This is a genomic window from Nonomuraea sp. WAC 01424 (genome assembly GCF_003947315.1).
Taxonomy (GTDB): domain Bacteria; phylum Actinomycetota; class Actinomycetes; order Streptosporangiales; family Streptosporangiaceae; genus Nonomuraea; species Nonomuraea spiralis.
On the sequence record NZ_QHHZ01000059.1, the window covers coordinates 1 to 1,026 of the forward strand.

1 protein-coding gene is annotated in these 1,026 nt (G+C 70.5%); it reads left to right on the forward strand.

Annotation, left to right across the window (positions count from 1 at the left end):
• Positions 1-57 precede the first annotated feature (57 nt).
• Complete coding sequence (locus DMB42_RS52705) at positions 58-1,008, forward strand: IS5 family transposase (protein ID WP_125649940.1); 951 nt, start codon at positions 58-60, stop codon at positions 1,006-1,008.
• The last annotated feature ends 18 nt before the right edge of the window (positions 1,009-1,026 follow it).

A 1,026-nucleotide genomic window follows, 5' to 3' on the forward strand; every position in this document is an offset into this window, starting at 1 on the left:
TAGGAGCTGTTTCTTAGATCTGCTGACTGATCGTGTCTAGGCCGTCACGATGGGCCTATGGGTCGAGGTGACTTAACCAACGCGGAGTGGGAGCGGCTCAAGCCGCTGCTGCCCGAAGGTGGCCGGCAGGGCGGACGGTGGAACGACCACCGAAGAACGATCAACGGCGTGTTGTACCGGGCCCGCACCGGCCTGCCCTGGCGAGACCTGCCCGAACGATTCGGCCCCTGGATCACGGTCTACAAGCGGCACCGCCGCTGGTCGGCCGATGGCACCTGGCACATGCTGCTGACCGCGATCCAGGCCGAGCAGGATGCCCAGGGCCGGATGGACTGGGACATCTCCGTGGATTCCACCACCGTCCGGGCGCACCAGCACGCCGCCGGCGCGCCCCGCACCCCGCACCCCGCCGCCCGCACCGCCCGCGCCGCAGCGGCAAAAGGGGGACGCAGTCGGGACAAACCGGGGCGATCCGGTGCTGGCCGCGCTGGCCGCCCGGCTGGCGGAGGTGGTCAGGCTGGGGAATGCCTAGGCCGTTCCCGCGGCGGGTTCACCACCAAGATCCACCTGGCGGCGGACGGCCGATGCCGGGCACTGTCGCTGGTCCTGACGCCGGGCCAGTACGGCGACAGCCCGCAGCTGGAGCGGGTACTGCGGGCGGTGCGGGTCCCTCGCCTGGGGCCGGGACGCCCGCGTACCCGACCCGACAGCGTGGCCGCGGACAAGGCGTACTCCTCGCGCGCCAATCGCGTCTACCTGCGCCGCCGCAAGATCCGCCACACCATCCCCGAACCACGGGACCAGCGTGCCAACCGCCGCCGGCGCGGCTCTGCCGGGGGACGGCCCACCGGCTTCGATACCGACCGCTACAAGGCGCGCAACGTCGTCGAACGGGCCATCAACCGGCTGAAGAACTTCCGGGCCGTGGCCACGCGCTATGACAAGCGCGCCTACATCTTCCTCGGCACCGTCACCCTGGCCGCCCTGGTCATCTGGCTCCGGACCTGATCCAAGAAACAGCTCCTA